The sequence below is a fragment of the Xylophilus sp. GW821-FHT01B05 genome, from assembly GCA_038961845.1.
Classification (GTDB): domain Bacteria; phylum Pseudomonadota; class Gammaproteobacteria; order Burkholderiales; family Burkholderiaceae_C; genus Xylophilus.
This window is the reverse complement of sequence record CP152408.1, coordinates 4,353,532-4,367,638: the sequence shown is the minus strand read 5'-3', so window position 1 is coordinate 4,367,638 and position 14,107 is coordinate 4,353,532. Positions and strand designations below refer to the sequence as shown.

At 66.5% G+C, this 14,107-nt stretch carries 12 protein-coding genes; 9 read left to right on the top strand and 3 right to left on the bottom strand.

Annotated elements, in window-relative coordinates:
• Positions 1 to 136: 136 nt before the first annotated feature.
• Positions 137 to 1,057: a MoxR family ATPase gene (locus tag AAFF27_20360; protein XAH22351.1), complete on the bottom strand. Its 921-nt coding sequence runs from the start codon at positions 1,055 to 1,057 to the stop codon at positions 137 to 139.
• A 42-nt stretch (positions 1,058 to 1,099) separates the two neighbouring features.
• Between AAFF27_20360 and AAFF27_20355 the strand changes: the two genes are divergently transcribed.
• The 9 genes from AAFF27_20355 (at position 1,100) to AAFF27_20315 (ending at position 11,744) form a co-directional block, all read left to right on the top strand.
• The gene (locus AAFF27_20355; GenBank protein XAH22350.1) at positions 1,100 to 2,053 is read left to right on the top strand and encodes a histone deacetylase family protein; all 954 of its coding nucleotides are present in this window, start codon (positions 1,100 to 1,102) and stop codon (positions 2,051 to 2,053) included.
• The gene (locus tag AAFF27_20350; GenBank protein XAH22349.1) at positions 2,053 to 3,318 is read left to right on the top strand and encodes a mechanosensitive ion channel domain-containing protein; all 1,266 of its coding nucleotides are present in this window, start codon (positions 2,053 to 2,055) and stop codon (positions 3,316 to 3,318) included. The genes AAFF27_20355 and AAFF27_20350 overlap by 1 nt, the downstream gene beginning before the upstream one ends.
• A 161-nt stretch (positions 3,319 to 3,479) precedes the next feature.
• On the top strand, positions 3,480 to 4,229 hold the full coding sequence (locus tag AAFF27_20345; GenBank protein ID XAH22348.1) for an electron transfer flavoprotein subunit beta/FixA family protein: 750 nt from the start codon (positions 3,480 to 3,482) through the stop codon (positions 4,227 to 4,229).
• Positions 4,230 to 4,231: 2 nt separating this feature from the next.
• A complete protein-coding gene (locus AAFF27_20340; protein XAH22347.1) occupies positions 4,232 to 5,164 on the top strand; it encodes an electron transfer flavoprotein subunit alpha/FixB family protein in 933 nt (310 codons plus the stop codon).
• A 127-nt stretch (positions 5,165 to 5,291) separates the two neighbouring features.
• Complete coding sequence (locus AAFF27_20335; GenBank protein XAH22346.1) at positions 5,292 to 6,425, top strand: ABC transporter substrate-binding protein; 1,134 nt, start codon at positions 5,292 to 5,294, stop codon at positions 6,423 to 6,425.
• Between the two features lie 25 nt (positions 6,426 to 6,450).
• Positions 6,451 to 8,241: an acyl-CoA dehydrogenase gene (locus AAFF27_20330; GenBank protein XAH22345.1), complete on the top strand. Its 1,791-nt coding sequence runs from the start codon at positions 6,451 to 6,453 to the stop codon at positions 8,239 to 8,241.
• 80 nt (positions 8,242 to 8,321) lie between these two features.
• A complete protein-coding gene (locus AAFF27_20325; GenBank protein ID XAH22344.1) occupies positions 8,322 to 9,275 on the top strand; it encodes a nitronate monooxygenase family protein in 954 nt (317 codons plus the stop codon).
• A gap of 68 nt (positions 9,276 to 9,343) precedes the next feature.
• Positions 9,344 to 10,447 (top strand): acyltransferase, encoded by a 1,104-nt coding sequence (locus AAFF27_20320; protein XAH22343.1) that lies wholly within the window; start codon positions 9,344 to 9,346, stop codon positions 10,445 to 10,447.
• 88 nt (positions 10,448 to 10,535) lie between these two features.
• Positions 10,536 to 11,744, top strand: coding sequence for a multidrug effflux MFS transporter (locus AAFF27_20315; protein ID XAH22342.1), 1,209 nt, complete (start codon positions 10,536 to 10,538; stop codon positions 11,742 to 11,744).
• On the opposite strand, the gene AAFF27_20310 is transcribed toward AAFF27_20315, so the two are convergent.
• The gene (locus AAFF27_20310; protein XAH26276.1) at positions 11,732 to 12,733 is read right to left on the bottom strand and encodes a cytochrome d ubiquinol oxidase subunit II; all 1,002 of its coding nucleotides are present in this window, start codon (positions 12,731 to 12,733) and stop codon (positions 11,732 to 11,734) included. The genes AAFF27_20315 and AAFF27_20310 overlap by 13 nt on opposite strands.
• 2 nt (positions 12,734 to 12,735) lie before the next feature.
• Complete coding sequence (locus tag AAFF27_20305; GenBank protein ID XAH22341.1) at positions 12,736 to 14,106, bottom strand: cytochrome ubiquinol oxidase subunit I; 1,371 nt, start codon at positions 14,104 to 14,106, stop codon at positions 12,736 to 12,738.
• Position 14,107: the final 1 nt, after the last annotated feature.

Here is a 14,107-nt window from a genome sequence, read left to right as displayed (position 1 = left end):
TGGCCCGTAGCGCATGGCACAGGCGCGGCCCAACCCAGAAACGCCGCGGAACCGGCTTTGCCGGGCCGCTGGTGTTGCCCCCGGTGAGGGGGTTGGCGGCCACACGTAGTGGGCAAGCCTGGGGGAGAGCTTCATGTCAGGGCAGCGGCACTGCGTCCAGCATGGCGCGCACCTGCTCGACCGCGCCGCGCCCGGCCTGGCCAACCGGCACCAGCCGGTGCGCCGTGCACTGCGGCAGGATGGACTGCACATCGTCCGGCGCAACGTAGTCGCGCCCGGCCAGCAAGGCCTGCGCCTTGGCTGCGCGCAGCAAGGCCAGGCCGGCGCGAGGCGACAAGCCCTGCAAGAACCAGCGGCCCGAGCGCGTGGCCGCCAGTAGTGCCTGCACATAGTCCAGCAGCGGCTCGGAGGCGTGTACCGCCAGCACCTGCTGCTGGATGGCCGCCAACTCATCGGTGGACAGCAGCGGCAACAGGTGGTCCAGCATGTCGCGGCGGTCCGCGCCTTCGAGCAGCACGCGCTCGGCCGCGCGGTCCGGGTAGCCGAGCGAGATGCGCATCAGGAAGCGGTCGAGCTGCGACTCCGGCAGCTCGAAGGTGCCCAACTGGTCGTGCGGGTTTTGTGTGGCAATCACGAAGAACGGGTGGGGCAGGGCGCGGGTCTCGCCCTCGACCGTGACCTGCTTCTCTTCCATGGCTTCGAGCAGCGCACTCTGGGTCTTGGGGCTGGCGCGGTTGATCTCGTCGGCCAGCAGCACCTGGGCGAACACCGGGCCGGGGTGGAACACAAAGCCTTCGCGCCCACGCTCGTAGACCGAGATGCCCACCAGGTCGCCCGGCATCAGGTCGGCGGTGAACTGCACGCGTGAGAATTGCAGGCCAAAAGTGCGCGACAGCGCATGCGCCAGTGTGGTCTTGCCAACGCCTGGAACGTCCTCGATCAGCAGGTGGCCGCCTGCCAAAAGGCAGGCCACGCAGTCGCGGACCTGCGCCTGTTTGCCCACGATCACCGTGTTAAGCTGGCTTAGCAAGGCCTCAAGTTTTTGCTGTATCTGCATGGCATGGACGTTAGCCGAAAAAGAGACATGGAGTGGCTCCCCTTGAATAAAACCGGCTACTTCACCCATCGCGATTGCTGGCAGCATGAGATGGGTGCAGACCATCCCGAATGCCCGGCGCGCCTGGACGCCATCGAAGACCGATTGCTGCTGACCGGCGTAGGCGATGCACTGGAGCGGTGCGAGGCGCCGTTGGCCAGCCATGCCGACCTGCTGCGCGCGCATTCGGCGACCCACATCGACCGGCTGCAGGGCATGACCGCGCGGCTGGTCGAGGATATAGCAGCGGGCGGCCCGGCGCATGCCGCGATCGACCCCGACACCAGCCTTAACCCTTACACCTGGAACGCCGCGCTGCGCGCCGCCGGCGCGGCCGTGGCCGCGACCGACGCGGTGATCGCGGGCGAGCTGGCCAATGCCTTCTGCGCGGTGCGCCCGCCCGGCCACCATGCCGAGCGCGACCGCGCCATGGGCTTCTGCTTCTTCAACAACGTGGCGCTGGCCGCGCGCCATGCGCTGGAGGTGCATGGCCTGAAGCGCGTGGCCATCGTCGACTTCGACGTGCACCACGGCAACGGCACCGAGAACATCTGTGCCGGCGACGAGCGGGTGCTGATGGTGGGTTTCTTCCAGCACCCGTTCTACCCCTTCAGCGGCACCGAGAACCCGGCGCCCAATATGCTGAACCTGCCGATAGCGGCCTATACGCGGGGCATGGATGTACGCGAGCTGATCGAGATGATGTGGATGCCGCGGCTGGAGGCATTCCGCCCCGAGATGCTGTTCATCAGCGCTGGCTTCGATGCCCACCGCGAGGACGATCTGGGCCGGCTCGGCCTGACCGAACAAGACTTTGCCTGGATCACCGAGCGTATGAAGGATGTGGCGCGGCGCTTTGCGCGCGGGCGCATCGTGTCTTGCCTGGAAGGCGGCTACCACCTGGATGCGCTGGCGCGCAGTGTTGAGGCGCACCTGCGGGTGCTGGCGGAGGTTTGATGGAGGCATTGCAACAACTGCTGGCCGATTTTCACGGCTCCAACCCCTGGCTGGGCCTGTTGCTGGTGGCGGCCTGCGTGGCGCTGGCCTATGGCGTGGCGCGCTGGTTCGGGCGTGATCGGCAGCCAGACGCGAATTCGGTCTGGTTTGGTCAGCGCATCGTGGACGGCGTGCTGTTCCCGCTGCTGGCGTTGGTGCTGGTCTACGCGGCCGGGCAGGTGGTGGCGCTGTACCTGCCGCTGTTCGTGCTGCGCATCGCGGTGCCGGTGCTGATGTCACTGGTGGTGGTGCGCTTGTGCGCGCGGGTGCTGGTGTCTGTGTTCCCGCAGTCGTCGGCCTCGCGCCTGGTCGAGCGCTTTGTATCGTGGGGCGCCTGGATCGTGGCGGTGCTGTGGGCCGTGGGCCTGTTGCCGGCGGTGCTGGGCCAGCTTGAGTCGATCACGCTGAGTTTCGGCAAAACCCGGGTGGACCTGCGCACTCTGCTGGAGGGCGCGCTCTCTGCCGGGCTGATGCTGGTGGTCACGCTCTGGATATCGTCCGCGTTCGAGCGCCGCATCCTGCGCAGCGCGGTCAGCGATCTGTCGCTGCGCAAGGTGGCGGCCAATGTGACGCGGGCGGTGCTGCTGCTGGTGGGCATGCTGTTCGTGCTGTCCATCGTGGGGGTGGACCTGACGGCGCTCTCGGTGTTTGGCGGCGCCATTGGCGTGGGCCTGGGCTTTGGGTTGCAGAAGCTGGCCTCCAACTACATCAGCGGCTTTGTGATCCTGCTGGAGCGCTCGCTGCGCATTGGCGACAACATCAGAATAGACACCTTCGAAGGCCGCGTCACCGACATCAAGACCCGCTACACCCTGGTGCGCGCGGGCAACGGGCGCGAGGCCATCATCCCGAACGAGACCTTCATCACGCAGCGGGTAGAGAACCTGTCGCAGGCCGACCTCAAGTTCAACATCACCACCGACATCACGGTGGGCTACGACAGCGACGTGGCCCTGGTGCAGCGCCTGCTGAGCGAAGCCGCAGCGGCCCAGTTGCGCGTGCTGCAGACGCCCGCGCCGGTGGCCTACCTGATGAGCTTCGCGCCGGATGGCCTGCTGTTCACACTCAATCTGTGGGTCAACGATCCGTCCAACGGGCAGGCCAATGTGCGCTCGGCGGTGAATATCGCCATTCTTGAATCGCTGCGGGCGGCGGGAATCAATATCCCTTATCCGCAGCGTGTGGTGCATGTGACGCCAGCGCCGCCCGCAGTCGCCTCTCTATAATAAAAAACGAACGGTCGTGCTTTTAACGGGCCTTGCGATGGGCTCTGGCACGACAGCCGGTCGGCCCCTGCTTTTGGTTAAGTGAACGCTTAACGAAAATTGTTGGGCATAAAATTGACCGGATCCGAGCGCTATCAACCATTGTCAAAGGAGCCGCAGCAATGAAGGTTTTGGTACCCGTGAAGCGGGTGGTGGACTACAACGTGAAGGTTCGGGTGAAATCCGATCAAACGGGCGTGGACATTGCCAACGTGAAGATGAGCATGAACCCGTTCGACGAGATCGCCATTGAAGAGGCGGTGCGTTTGAAGGAAAAGGGCGTAGTGACTGAAGTCATCGCAGTGAGCTGCGGCGACGCCAAGTGCCAGGAAACCCTGCGCACCGCCCTGGCCATTGGCGCCGACCGCGCCATCCTGGTCGAGACCACCGCAGAGCTGCAACCCCTGGCCGTGGCCAAGCTGCTCAAGGCTCTGGTCGACAAGGAACAGCCCGGCCTGGTCATCCTCGGCAAGCAAGCCATCGATGACGACGCCAACCAGACCGGCCAGATGCTGGCGGCTTTGGCAGACCTGCCGCAAGCCACCTTCGCATCGAAGGTTGAGGTTGCTGGCGACAAGGTCAACGTCACCCGTGAAGTCGACGGTGGTCTGGAAACCCTCAGCCTCACGCTGCCGGCCATCATCACGACCGACCTGCGCCTGAACGAGCCGCGCTACGTCACCTTGCCCAACATCATGAAGGCCAAGAAGAAGCAGCTCGACACGGTCAAGCCCGAGGACCTCGGCGTTGACGTCAATCCGCGCCTGAAGACCCTCAAGGTCAGCGAGCCGCCCAAGCGCGGTGCCGGCATCAAGGTGCCCGACGTTGCCACCCTTGTCGCAAAACTCAAGACCGAAGCCAAGGTAATCTGACCATGAGCGCACTCGTCATCGCTGAACACGACCACCAGTCGATCAAGCCCTCTACCCTCAACACCATCACCGCCGCGCTGGCCTGCGACGCAGACGTGCATGTGCTGGTTGCCGGCCAGAACGCCCAGGCCGCGGCCGACGCCGCTGCCAAGATCGCTGGCGTGAAGAAGGTCATCCTCGCCGACGGCGCCAGCCTGGCCGATGGCCTGGCCGAGAACGTTGCGGCCCAAGTATTGGCCATCGCCGGCAACTACAGCCACATCCTGTTCCCGGCCACCGCCGGCGGCAAGAACGTGGCCCCGCGCGTTGCTGCCAAGCTGGATGTCGCCCAGATCAGCGACATCACCAAGGTCGACGCGGCCGACACCTTCGAGCGCCCGATCTACGCCGGCAACGCCATTGCCACCGTGCAAAGCAGCGACAAGGTCAAGGTCATCACCGTGCGCACCACCGGTTTCGACCCGGCGGCAGCCGAAGGCGGCAGCGCTGCGGTAGAGAAGACCGACGCCGTTGCCGACAGCGGCAAGAGCAGCTTTGTGGGCCGCGAAGTCACCAAGAGCGACCGCCCTGAACTCACCGCCGCCAAGATCATCGTCTCCGGTGGCCGTGCCCTGGGCAGCGCCGAGAAGTTCAATGAAGTCATGACGCCGCTGGCCGACAAGCTCAGCGCCGGCCTGGGTGCCAGCCGTGCCGCAGTTGATGCGGGCTACGCCCCCAACGACTGGCAAGTGGGCCAGACCGGCAAGATCGTCGCGCCGCAGTTGTATGTGGCCGTGGGCATCTCCGGCGCCATCCAGCATCTGGCCGGCATGAAGGACTCCAAGGTGATCGTGGCGATCAACAAGGACGAAGAGGCTCCGATCTTCTCGGTGGCCGACTACGGCCTGGTGGCCGACCTGTTCACGGCTGTGCCGGAGCTGGTCAAGGCTCTGTAAGCAGCAAGCGGCGCCTTCGGGCGCCGTTCCTGTCTCAAGGGACAGCAGAAGAAGAAAAAATGCGGCTGGTGCGTGTGCCACCAGACCAGCAAATGGCAGCAGACATCCGCAAGCGGAGGAGACCAATATGCGAACGCTCCATGCCGGCCGCAAGGCCCGTGGTTTTTTTCTGGGGGCTTGCGCCGCCTGGGCCGCGGCATCCGTGCAGGCGGCCTCTCTGGTGGTGCTGCAGGTCGCACCCCTGACCGGGGTGCAGGCCCCGATGGGGCGTGCCTACGAGGCCGGGCTGCAACTGGCCTTTGCCCAGTTCAACGCCGCTGGCGGGGCGGCGGGCAATACGCTCAAGCTGGTATCCAAGGACGACGGCTCCCGGCCGGAAGACACGGTCAGCCTGACGCGGGCCAACGTGGCCGAGCAGCGCCCGCTGGCGCTGGCGGGCTACTTTGGCACGCGCGGCGTGGGCGACCTGATCGCCAGCGGACTGCTGGAGCAAGAGAAGCTGCCGCTGGTCGGCTACCGCGCCACGCAACTGGCCGGTGACCTGCCGCTGGTCTACAGCGTGCGGGCCGGGCTGGCGGAGCAGGTCGACAAGATCATGCAGCACCTGGCCACGCTGGGCATCAGCAAGCTTGGCGTCTTCATGGAAGACGATGCCCAAGCCCAGGCCGTGCGCACTTTGCTCACAGACAGCGCGGCGCGCCGCAAGCTGACGCTGGTGGCTGTGGCAACCGTGCCCCCCAATTCCAGCAAGGTACAGCCTGCCGTGGCCGCGCTGCGGGCCGCGGGGCCGCAGGCGATCCTGATCCTGGCTGGCGCGGCCAGCGCCGGTTTTGTCGAGCTGTATCGCTCGGATGGTGGCGGGGCGCAGCTGTTTGCGAGTTCAGACATCGATGTGGAGCAGCTCTCGCGCCGGCTGGGCGAGGAGCAGCTTGCGGGCATCTCGATCGCGCAGGTCACGCCCAGTCCGACCAAGCTCAGCACGCGCCTGGTGCGCGACTTCCAGCAGGCGCTGAAGGCGTCAAAAAGCCCGACTCCTGGCGGCCACGCCATGCTGGAGGGCTATATCAACGGCCGCGTGCTGGCCGAGGCGGTCAAGCGCGCCGGCGCCAACCCCACGCGCGACAGCCTGGTCAAGGCGCTCGACAGCATGGACCGTTTCGACCTGGGCGACTACGTCATCAGCTTCCGCCCGGGTGAGCACACCGGCTCGCGCTACGTTGATCTGTCCATCGTTGCGGGCAGCGGCCAACTGCGGCAATAAGAGACCCCACCACAGGAACACTTTCGTGAGCTACATCGCCCCCCTCAAGGACATGCTGTTCGACATCGAGCACCTGGCCCGCATCGACCGTATCGCCCAACTGCCCGGCTTCGAGGATGCCGGCCTGGACACCGCACAGGCCGTGCTCGAAGAGTGCGCGCGCTTCACCCAGGACGTGGTCGCGCCACTGAACCAGTTGGGTGACACGCAGCCGTCGAGCTGGAAGGACGGCGCAGTCACCACCACGCCCGGCTTCAAGGAGGCGTTTCGCCAATACGCCGAAGGCGGCTGGCAGGGCCTGCAGCATCCGGTGGATTTTGGTGGCCAGGGCTTGCCCAAGACCATTGGCGCGGCCTGCGGCGAGATGCTCAACTCTGCCAACCTGAGCTTTGCGCTGTGCCCGCTGCTGTCCGACGGCGCCATCGAGGCGCTGCTGACCGCCGGCAGCGACGCGCTCAAGGCCACCTACCTGGAGAAGCTGGTGAGCGGCCAATGGACCGGCACCATGAACCTGACCGAGCCGCAGGCCGGCAGCGACCTGTCGCTGGTGCGCACGCGCGCCGAGCCGCAGCCGGATGGCAGCTACAAGGTCTTTGGCACCAAGATCTTCATCACCTATGGTGATCACGACATGGCGGAGAACATCGTGCACCTGGTGCTGGCGCGTGTCGCCGGTGCGCCAGAGGGCGTGAAGGGCATCAGCCTGTTCGTGGTGCCAAAGTTTCTGGTCAATGCCGATGGCAGCCTGGGCGCGCGCAACGATGTGCAGTGCGTCTCCATCGAGCACAAGATGGGCATCAAGGCCTCGCCCACGGCGGTGCTGCAGTTTGGCGATACGGGCGGGGCGCTGGGCTTTTTGGTGGGCGAAGAGAACCGCGGCCTGGAGTACATGTTCATCATGATGAACGCCGCGCGCTATGCCGTCGGCGTGCAGGGCATTGCCGTGGCTGAGCGCGCCTACCAGCGCGCCGTGGCCTATGCGCGCGACCGCGTGCAGAGCCGGCCGGTGGATGGCTCGCTGCCGCACAGCGCGCCCATCATCCACCACCCCGACGTGCGTCGCATGCTGATGACCATGCGTGCCTTCACCGAAGGCTGTCGCGCCATGGCGGCCGTGGCGGCGGCGGCCTATGACGCCGCGCACCATGGCCCCGACGCCGATGCGCGCGCCCAGAACCAGGCCTTCTATGAGTTCCTGGTGCCGCTGGTCAAGGGCTACAGCACCGAGATGAGCCTGGAGGTCACCTCGCTCGGCGTGCAGGTGCATGGCGGCATGGGCTTTATCGAAGAGACCGGCGCCGCGCAGTACTACCGCGACGCCAAGATCCTGACCATCTACGAGGGCACAACGGCCATCCAGGCCAATGACCTGGTTGGCCGCAAAACCGGCCGCGACGGCGGCCGCACCGCCAAGGCGATCGCAGCGCAGATCGAGGCCACCGAGGCCGAACTGGCACAGCGTGGCAGCGATGCCGCACTTGAGGTGCTGCGCGGGCTCAAGGCCGTGCGCCTGGCTTTCATCGACGTGGTGGACTTTGTCGTGGCTGGCTCCCGGACTGACCCGAATGCGGTCTTTGCCGGCTCCGTGCCTTACCTGATGCTGGCCGGCAACCTGGTGGCGGGCTGGCAGCTGGCGCGTTCGCTGCTGGTGGCCGAGGACTGTCTCGCGCGGGATAGCGATGCGGCCTTCATGCAGGCCAAGATCACCACTGCGCGCTTCTACGCCGGCCACATCCTGGCGCGCGCGCCGGGGCTGCGCGACAGCATCGTCGACGGCGCCGGCAGCGTGACCGCCCTGGCACTTGAAGCTTTCTGATTTGCTACTTAAATAATAGCTAAGTGCCCTAGTCGGTAGCCGATTTCAGCCACTTTTTATCTAAAAACTGTCGCCACGCCATGTCCAGACTTCCATCGCCGCTCGACCGCCTGCCGCTGCCCATCATCGGCTCGCCGCTGTTCATCGTCAGCAATCCCCAACTGGTCATTGCCCAGTGCACCGCGGGCGTGGTGGGCTCCATGCCCGCGCTCAATGCGCGCCCGGCCGCGCAGTTGGAAGACTGGCTGGCCGAGATCACCGAGACCCTGGCAGCCTGGGACAAGGCGCACCCCGACCAGCCCGCCGCGCCCTTTGCCATCAACCAGATCGTGCACAAGTCCAACGACCGGCTGGAGCACGACATGGAACTGTGCGTGAAGTACAAGGTGCCGATCCTGATCACCTCGCTGGGCGCGCGCGAAGACATCAACGCCGCCGCGCACAGCTATGGCGGCGTGGTGCTGCACGACATCATCAACAACAAGTTTGCGCGCAAGGCCATAGAGAAGGGCGCCGACGGCCTGATCGCGGTGGCTGCGGGCGCCGGCGGCCATGCGGGCGTGAAGAGCCCGTTTGCGCTGATCCAGGAAATCCGCCAGTGGTTTGACGGCCCGGTGGCGCTGTCGGGCGCCATTGCCACCGGCGGCGCGGTGCTGGCAGCGCAGGCCATGGGCGCGGACTTTGCCTACATCGGCTCGGCCTTCATCGCGACGGCAGAGGCGCGCGCCAGCGAGGCCTACAAGCAGGCCATCGTCGACGGCAACTCGGACGACGTCATCTACAGCAACCTGTTCACCGGCGTGCACGGCAACTACCTGGCGCCCTCGATTCGCGCCGCTGGCCTGGACCCTGAGAATTTGCCTGAGAGCGACCCGAGCAAGATGAACTTCGGCGGCGATGCCAAGAAGGCCTGGAAAGACATCTGGGGCTGCGGCCAGGGCATTGGCGCCATCAATGAAGTGCTGCCCGCCGCCGAGCTGATTGCGCGCCTGCGCCGCGAGTACGCCGAGGCCCGCAGCCGGCTGATCGCCTAAAATCCACCTTTCCCCAAAAGGCCCGCTTGCGGGCCTTTGCCTTGTCCGGCACTCGCTTTCCTTTCACCATGTCCGCTCCTGCCAATGCCCACCGCATGCCGGTGATCGATGCGCTCAAGGCGATTGCCTGCGTGTTCATCATCTGGCACCACCTGGCGTTCTATGGGCCGATGTCGGACATTGCCCGGCCGCTGGCGCCGGCCCTGCTGGATTGGCTGGCCGAGTACGCGCGCATGGCGGTCCATGTGTTCCTGGTGGTCGGCGGCTTCCTGGCCGCGGCCTCTCTGGCGCCGGAAGGGCGACCGCGCTTCGAGCGGCCGCTGGCGCAAATCCTGCGGCGCTATGCGCGCCTGACCGCGCCCTACCTGGCGGCGCTGTGCGTGAGCGTGCTGGTGGCCGCCCTGGTGCGCCCGGCGCTGCACAACCCGGCGGTGCCGGACGCGCCCACCATCGAGCAGTTGCTGGCCCATGGCCTGCTGGTGCAGGACCTGGCCGGCGAGGGCGGGCTGTCGGCCGGCGTCTGGTACGTGGCGATCGACTTCCAGCTGTTTGCGCTGACGGTGCTGCTATTGGCGCTGACCCGGCCGCTGCAACGGCGCTGGCCGCGCCACGGCACGCATATCGGGGCCGTGCTGGTGCTGGTGATTGCGATGCTGTCGCTGGCCATCTTCAACCGGCACGCCGAGTACGACGACACCGCGCTGTACTTCTTTGGCTCTTACGGGCTGGGCATGCTGGCCTGGTGGGCGGGCCGCTCGCGCCACCCGCGGCGCTGGATCGTAGCCATGCTGGTGCTGGGTGTGCCGGCGCTGGCATTGGACTGGCGCGGGCGCCTGGCCACGGCGCTGGTGGCCGCGCTGGTGCTGGCCTGGGCGCAGCGCAGCGAGCTGCTGCAGCGCTGGCAGGCGCACCCGGCGCTGCTGCGGCTGGGGCGCATGTCGTACTCGGTGTTCTTGATCCACTTCCCGGTCTGCCTGCTGGTGGCGACCTGGGTCAGCCGCAACTGGCCGGCCGACCCGGCGGCCAACGCGTGGGGCATGCTGGCAGCCTTTGTGCTGTCGGTGCTGGCGGGCACGGCGCTGCACTACGGCGTGGAGCGCCGGGCGGCGTCGGTGCGTACATTGGCGCTGTTGTTTGCCGCATTGCTGGCCTGCGGCTGGCTGGTTCGCTAAGCAGCCTTTGCCGTTCTGAGGCATCATCGCCGCCTTCCGGCGCGGTGCGGGCTGCTGGCGCTGCGGCTTCTTTTCTCTTCCGTCTCCCATGAAAACCTCTCTTTTGCGGACCGCGCTGGTGCTCGGTCTGCTGTCGGCCATTGGGCCGTTCGCCATCGACATGTACCTGCCGGCGTTGCCTTCCATTGGGCAAAGCCTGGGCGCAGACATTGGCGCGGTGCAGATGAGCTTGATGGCCTTTTTCATCTCGATGGGGCTGGGGCAGATCGTCTACGGTCCGGTGTCCGACATGCTCGGGCGCAAGCCGCCGCTGTACTTCGGGCTGCTGGTGTTTGCCGCCGGCAGCATTGGCTGCGCGCTGGCGGGCGACGTGCACACGCTGATCGCCTTCCGCTTCGTGCAGGGCCTGGGCGCCTGCGTCGGCATGGTGATACCGCGCGCGGTGGTGCGCGACCTGCACACCGGCCATGATGCGGCGCGGCTGATGTCGCTGTTGATGCTGGTGTTCAGCGTCTCGCCCATCCTGGCGCCGCTGACCGGCAGCCTGCTGATCGAATGGACCGGCTGGCGCGGTGTGTTCTGGGCGGTGACGGTGGCGGCGGTGCTGGGCCTGGCACTGCTGGGCACCAGCCTGCCAGAGACCCGGCCCGCGCATGAGCGCGTGGACAGCAGCGTGGGCAGCGCCTTGCGCGGCTACGGCGTGTTGCTGCGCGACCGGCATTTTCTGGGGCTGGTGTTCATCGGTGCGTTTGGCATCTCCAGCTTCTTTGCCTATCTGGCCAACTCGTCTTTCGTGCTGATCCAGCATTACGGCCTGACGCCGCGCATGTACAGCATTGCTTTCTCGGTCAATGCCGTGTCCTTTATTGGCGCGTCGCAATTCACGGGCTGGCTGGGCGCGCGCTGGGGCTTGCACCGCACGGTGCGCGTGGCCGTGACGGGCTATGCCATCACCATGAGCCTGCTCTTGGCGCTGGACCTGCTGGGCTTTGACCAGTTGCCTGTGCTGGCCGGGATGCTGTTCATCGGCTATGGCTTTTTGGGCCTGGTGATACCGACCACGGCGGTGCTGGCGCTGGAGGAGCACGGCAGCATTGCCGGCACCGCCTCGGCGCTGATGGGCACGCTGCAGTTCGTGACCGGCGCCGCGGTGATCGCCGTGGTGGGCCTGTTCGTGGACGGCACGGCGCGGCCCATGGTGGCGGGCATTGCCGGCTGTGCGCTGGTGGCCGCGCTGTTGACGCGGCTTACGCTGCATGGCCGTGCCGATGCACTGCACGCGCCTCACAAGCCGTAGCTCAACTCCCGGGCCCGCCCCCAGAACACGCGGTACATGAAGATGGTGTAGACGATGATCACCGGCAGCGTGATCGCCACGCCGATGAAGATCACCACCAGCGACTCGTGCGCGCTGGCGGCCTGCCATACGGTGAGGCGGTCCAGCACGATGAAGGGGTAGATGCTGTAGGCCAGCCCCAGGAAGGCCATGATGAAGATGCCCACCGTGCTGCCGAACACCACCCAGCCATAGCCCGCGGCCACGATGCGCGGCCGGGCGATCACGTGCCAGGTGGCCCAGAAGGCGGCCAGGCAGGACAGCGGTATCGGCAGTAGCGCAAAGAGTTGCGGCAGGCCAAACCACTTGTCGAAGATCTCCGGGCTCACCAGCGGCGTGGCCAGCGATATGCCCAGCAGCGCCACGCCCATGGGCAGGATCACGCGGCGTGCCCAGGCCACCGCCTTCAGTTGCAGCGCGTCGCCGGTCTTCATGATCAGCCAGCCCGCGCCCAGCATGGCGTAGGCGGCCGGCAGCGTCAGCGCGATGCCGGCGGCAAACACCAGCGACAGCGCGCCCCGGTCAAAGCCGGTGATGTAGCTGCCCAGCATCCAGCCTTGCGCCACGGCGGCCACCAGCGAGCCGATGGAGAAGATGCGGTTCCACAAGCGCTTGTGTTCGTCGCGCGCCTTGACGCGGAAGTCAAAGGCCACGCCGCGCAGGATGAGCCCGATCAGCATCACCGCCACCGGCAGATAGAGCGCGCCCAGCACGATGCCGTGCGCCTGCGGGAAGGCGATCAGCAGCACGCCCACACCTAGCACCAGCCAGGTCTCGTTGGCGTCCCAGAAGGGGCCGATGCTGGCCACCATGACATCCTTTTCGGCGTCGGTGGCAAAGGGCAGCAGCAGGCCCACGCCCAGGTCGTAGCCGTCCAGGATCACATAGGCCAGCAGTGCCAGCCCCATTACGGCCATGAAGATCAGCGGCAGGATTTCGTTCCAGGTCATGTTCATGGCGTGGCTCCAATGAGTGTGGCTGGCGCGGCGGGCTTGGGCGGCCCGGCCATGTGCATCAGCACGCGCACATAGGCCACCAGCAGCAGTGCGTACACCACCAGGTAGGCGATCAGGGTGGACAGCACCATTTGCGGCGGGTGGTCGGCCACCAGGTCGGCGGTGCGCAGCACGCCGTAGACCAGGAAGGGCTGGCGGCCGATCTCGGTCACGTACCAGCCGGCCAGCGTGGCCAGCCAGCCGGAGAAGGTCATGGCGGCGAGCAGGCGCAACTGCCAACGCGAGAACGGCGCCAGTGCCGCGCTGACTTGGCGGCGCCGGCGCCAGAGCGTCCAGGTGCCCCACCAGGCGGTTAGCAGCATCAGTACGCCCAGGCCCACCATCAGGCGAAAGCTCCAGAACACCGGCGCCACCGGCGGGTGCGCGTTGGGGAATTCGTTCAGGCCCTTGAGCTCGGCGTTGATGTCATGCGCCAGGATCAGGCTGGCCAGCTTGGGCACGGTCACGGCGTAGTCGGTGCGGCCCGCCTTCTCGTTGGGCCAGCCGAACAGGGTGAGCGGCGCGCTCTTCTCGGTGTGCCAGATGCCTTCGATGGCGGCGATCTTGGCCGGTTGGTGCTGCAGCGTGTTCAGGCCGTGCATGTCGCCCGCAATCATCTGCAGCGGCGCGGCGATGGCGGCGGCGATCACGGCCGTGCGCAGGGCGCGGTGCGTGCCGGCGTTGGCGCTTTTGCGCAGGATCTGCCAGGCGCTCAGGCCCGCCACCAGAAAGGCCACGGTCAGCGTCGAGGCCAGCAGCGTGTGCGCCAACCGGTACGGGAAGGACGGGTTGAACACGATCTGCAGCCAATTGGTGGCGTGCATCTTGCCGTCGATCATCTCGAAGCCCGCAGGCGTCTGCATCCACGAGTTCAGGCTCAGGATCCAGAAGGCCGACAACGTGGTGCCGCAGGCCACGGCCAGCGTGGCGAACAGGTGCACGCGGTCTGATACGCGGCCACGCCCGAACAGCATCACGCCAAGAAAGGTCGCCTCCAGGAAGAAGGCGGTCAGCACCTCATAGCCCAGCAGCGGCCCGGCGATATTGCCGGCGCGCTCCATGTAGCCCGGCCAGTTGGTGCCGAACTGAAAGCTCATGGTGATGCCCGAGACCACGCCCAGCGCAAAGCTCAGCGCAAAGATCTTGGTCCAGAGGTAGTAGGCCTGCTCCCAGGCCTGCGCGGCCACCGGGTCGCGGCCCTTGTGGGCGCTGTGGCGCAGCCGGAAGAACAGCAAGAACCAGCACAGCGCGATGTTGATCGCCGGGAACAGGATGTGAAAGCTGATGTTGGCCGCAAACTGCATGCGGGAGAGAACCAGGGCGTCCACG

Bases quoted from the DNA above. Each gene is read 5' to 3' on its own strand.
- AAFF27_20360 (XAH22351.1), bottom strand. From the start codon at position 1,057: ATGCAGATACAGCAAAAACTTGAGGCCTTGCTAAGCCAGCTTAACACG.
- AAFF27_20350 (XAH22349.1), top strand. From the start codon at position 2,053: ATGGAGGCATTGCAACAACTGCTGGCCGATTTTCACGGCTCCAACCCC.
- AAFF27_20345 (XAH22348.1), top strand. From the start codon at position 3,480: ATGAAGGTTTTGGTACCCGTGAAGCGGGTGGTGGACTACAACGTGAAG.
- AAFF27_20340 (XAH22347.1), top strand. From the start codon at position 4,232: ATGAGCGCACTCGTCATCGCTGAACACGACCACCAGTCGATCAAGCCC.
- AAFF27_20335 (XAH22346.1), top strand. From the start codon at position 5,292: ATGCGAACGCTCCATGCCGGCCGCAAGGCCCGTGGTTTTTTTCTGGGG.
- AAFF27_20325 (XAH22344.1), top strand. From the start codon at position 8,322: ATGTCCAGACTTCCATCGCCGCTCGACCGCCTGCCGCTGCCCATCATC.
- AAFF27_20320 (XAH22343.1), top strand. From the start codon at position 9,344: ATGTCCGCTCCTGCCAATGCCCACCGCATGCCGGTGATCGATGCGCTC.
- AAFF27_20315 (XAH22342.1), top strand. From the start codon at position 10,536: ATGAAAACCTCTCTTTTGCGGACCGCGCTGGTGCTCGGTCTGCTGTCG.
- AAFF27_20310 (XAH26276.1), bottom strand. From the start codon at position 12,733: ATGACCTGGAACGAAATCCTGCCGCTGATCTTCATGGCCGTAATGGGG.